The organism is Thermofilaceae archaeon (assembly GCA_038731975.1).
GTDB lineage: Archaea > Thermoproteota > Thermoprotei > Thermofilales > Thermofilaceae > JANXEW01.
The window spans coordinates 1-2,800 of record JAVYQJ010000079.1; the positions used below are offsets into that span (position 1 = coordinate 1).

At 53.2% G+C, this 2,800-nt stretch carries 7 protein-coding genes; 3 read left to right on the forward strand and 4 right to left on the reverse strand.

Annotated features, from left to right (window positions below; genetic code table 11):
- Together QXF46_09630 and QXF46_09635 are read right to left on the reverse strand one after the other, a co-directional pair.
- Positions 1-261: hypothetical protein (locus tag QXF46_09630; GenBank protein MEM0227122.1), on the reverse strand; the 261-nt coding region annotated here is incomplete at its 3' end.
- A gap of 93 nt (positions 262-354) precedes the next feature.
- On the reverse strand, positions 355-717 hold the full coding sequence (locus tag QXF46_09635) for a hypothetical protein (GenBank protein MEM0227123.1): 363 nt from the start codon (positions 715-717) through the stop codon (positions 355-357).
- A gap of 237 nt (positions 718-954) precedes the next feature.
- Here QXF46_09635 and QXF46_09640 point away from each other — a divergent pair, with 237 nt between their 5' ends.
- The 3 genes from QXF46_09640 (at position 955) to QXF46_09650 (ending at position 2,215) form a co-directional block, all read left to right on the forward strand.
- The gene (locus QXF46_09640) at positions 955-1,293 is read left to right on the forward strand and encodes a hypothetical protein (protein ID MEM0227124.1); all 339 of its coding nucleotides are present in this window, start codon (positions 955-957) and stop codon (positions 1,291-1,293) included.
- 204 nt (positions 1,294-1,497) lie between these two features.
- Positions 1,498-1,782 (forward strand): DUF86 domain-containing protein, encoded by a 285-nt coding sequence (locus QXF46_09645; protein MEM0227125.1) that lies wholly within the window; start codon positions 1,498-1,500, stop codon positions 1,780-1,782.
- The gene (locus tag QXF46_09650; protein MEM0227126.1) at positions 1,751-2,215 is read left to right on the forward strand and encodes a nucleotidyltransferase domain-containing protein; all 465 of its coding nucleotides are present in this window, start codon (positions 1,751-1,753) and stop codon (positions 2,213-2,215) included. The genes QXF46_09645 and QXF46_09650 overlap by 32 nt, the downstream gene beginning before the upstream one ends.
- A gap of 13 nt (positions 2,216-2,228) precedes the next feature.
- Here QXF46_09650 and QXF46_09655 read toward each other — a convergent pair whose 3' ends face one another.
- Both QXF46_09655 and QXF46_09660 read right to left on the reverse strand, forming a co-directional pair.
- On the reverse strand, positions 2,229-2,432 hold the full coding sequence (locus tag QXF46_09655; GenBank protein MEM0227127.1) for a hypothetical protein: 204 nt from the start codon (positions 2,430-2,432) through the stop codon (positions 2,229-2,231).
- Positions 2,433-2,617: 185 nt separating this feature from the next.
- A partial coding sequence (locus QXF46_09660; protein ID MEM0227128.1) for a hypothetical protein occupies positions 2,618-2,800 on the reverse strand: 183 nt, incomplete at its 5' end.

Consider the following 2,800-nt stretch of genomic DNA (forward strand, 5'->3'; position numbering starts at 1 on the left):
CGACGCGAGTCTCGTAAAGCACTCCGGGTAGCCTTCAGCCGTCTCGCCGTAAACCCTCAAGAGCAGACGTACGCATATGCCAGCCGCAGCTTCAACAAGCTGTATGACGAGGTACCTGATAGCAAGCTTCTCGTAAACCGTCAACTCCTCAAACCGCCTAGCCACGAGACTCCTGAGGAGCTGCAGAGCGTCGTTCACCTCCCTAATCCTAGCCTCGATGAGAGAGTTAAGTGAAGGGTAGCCCGGCTGATATCTCTCCATTGCGGACTAGGCTGTACAAACGTGATTTAAGCATTCGCGCGCCGCTCCTTGTGAACCCTCTAACCACCAGGAGGTTAGCGCGGGAGAATCGATCTACAGTGCAAGTAGAGCTTCAACCTTCCTGAGCTGCCTCGTCACGGGATCGACTTCGAGCCTCAAGCCCTCTAGGGCGTCAACCCCCAGGACCTCAGCATCATCCCCCTCCGCGAATACGACAATCCTAGTAGCCCTCTCACCCAAGCACTCAAACACGGCCTCACCGATCTCACGCTCAACAACCCTCCCTTCGATCGTTCTGAACTTCCACTTCGCCATTGGCTTTATGCCTAGGCTCTCGAGTCTCTCCCGCCTAACCCAGCTGTAAGCACTACCCGTATCAACTAGCAGCCTCAGCGCCAAAGACCTGGAAGTGTCATAAGGGTTGTAGAGCCTAACCTCTGCCACTATGTGGCCCATCCCAGCATCGAAAGGCCAGCTAGTGCTTTAAGCGTTACCACTGGCCTACAGCTAAAGGAGGTTCCTTTATCTCACCGTATCTCACCCTGCGGAACCATACTCCTGCATTTTCTGCCGTCATTAAGGATCGCCTTCCCCCGGGCGTAACCGTTGGAAGAAAGCAGTTTAGCCGCGACTAAACAACCTAGACGATCCCCCAAACGTAGAGGAAGGTTGCGCCGGGATCTAGCTCGGGGCTTGGGAATTGAGGCGCGTGACCTGCTTCTACCCGCAGCGATCCTATACATCGTGAGAAGGTTCAAGTTGAGGTACGTGAAAGTCGAGGGTTCTGAAAGCTATTATTTCCTGGCGGTCAGCAAACCGGTTTCCAGGGCTCTCAAGCTGTCGAGCACCATCAGCCTAGGGGCGTTAGATCTGATGCACCTCGCCTACATCGATGCCTTGAGGGATCGGGGGGATTTGGAGGAGCTGCTCACAGCCGACGAGGATTTTTCAAGGGTGGCGGAGATAATCGAAAAGCTAGTCGGAGTGAAAGTGACTCAGCTAACCCCGTTGAAAGCGTACCCGGCAGCATAATCGCTTCGAGTTTCCGGGCGGAGGCTCGTGGCGTGCCGGTCTGTCACCGGAAAGACTAAAACGGCTCTCTCGATATCGAATCCCGATGAGGTTTCAGCGGTACAAGGAGAAGATCGAGTATATCATTGAGGCTTTGAGCGAGATCCCTGAACGGCCTGAAAGGCCGATTGAGGTTAGCGGGACGTTTTACAATCTCTTACTTCGATCGAAGCTGCCATGGATACCTGTGCGATGCTTGTCAAGGATCTCGGCAGGCGCGTTGAAGACGATTACACGAATATCGAGTACCTCCGAGAAATCGGAGTGATCGATGAGGAGCTAGCTACAAAGCTGAAGATGTGCAATGGGTTGAGGAACTGGCTGGTTCACAGGTACAACAGGTTGGATAAGAAGCTGGTTCTCGAGTCCGTCGATAGGGTTAAGGAGACGCTTTTCGAGTTCATAAGGAGGGTTGAGAATGCGCTCGAAGCCCAGTCTCGAGGAGATTAAGAGGGATCTCCAAGCTCTCTCGAGCTTCGAAGCGGTTGTCTTCGGCTCCTACGTGACAGGGGAGTTTAGAGAGGGGTCGGACATTGACGTAGCTGTGATTACGAGGCTGAAGGATCAGGGTAAGAACCTGGAGATTCAGCGCAGCCTCATCGGCAGGTTTAAGCCGATCTACGATGTGAGGGTTTTCGAGTTGCTACCATTGAAGGTGAAAGCCTCGATCATCGATAACTACATCGTCCTCTTCGGGGACGAGCTTGAAATCTCGGAGTACTTCTACTACTGGAGAAAAGTCTGGGAGGATGTAAAGCACAGAATCGAGTACCACAGGAGCCTCGAGGAGAAGCTCGAAGCGATTGAGAGGGGGAGAAAGCTGAAGGAGAAGCTGAAGCCGGGAAGCCTTGAGCAGAATCCGCGAGAGCACTCGATTGGTTGAGCACTGCCATGCTCTAAGGGTGTACGAGGAGGTTCCGCGCTTGGAGGATTCGGCAGATCTTGCGCGCCACGCTGCGGGATTTCACCCTCACCACCAGCAGGGAGGGGTTCTGCTCCACCCGCACGTCGAAGCCCTCAAGCAGAGGCAGTGCCTCGAGCTTCGCGAGGATGACGTAGTACCCTTCAGGGTCTCGCTTACCCAGCAGCTCATCACACAAGCGTACCACACAGCCAGCATGACGTAGAGCTTATTTCACTTACCCGTTAGCGCAGCGGCTAAAGCCATTTTTAATGCGTCTAGTGAGCATGGATGTTTCCGATGTTGTGGCTATGCTTTTATCTAGCTTGAGAAAAGTTCGGCAGATTCATCCCTTGTTCACGAATCTATACCCACTAGCTGTTCTTAGGGAGAGAACTCTACCTTTATCGAGCCTTCTAATAACGAATATAGGCTTGCAAGAATCGTAACAGCACCCAGCTGGATGCCGGATACCGTTTCCGCCGCTCTCCCCCTAGACGTGAACGATGGGAGAAAGACAGCTGTAGTCTCTCTATCTGGTGAAGCTATTTTAGAAAGTATATGCTG

Bases quoted from the DNA above. Each gene is read 5' to 3' on its own strand.
- QXF46_09635 (MEM0227123.1), bottom strand. From the start codon at position 717: ATGGGCCACATAGTGGCAGAGGTTAGGCTCTACAACCCTTATGACACT.
- QXF46_09650 (MEM0227126.1), top strand. From the start codon at position 1,751: ATGCGCTCGAAGCCCAGTCTCGAGGAGATTAAGAGGGATCTCCAAGCT.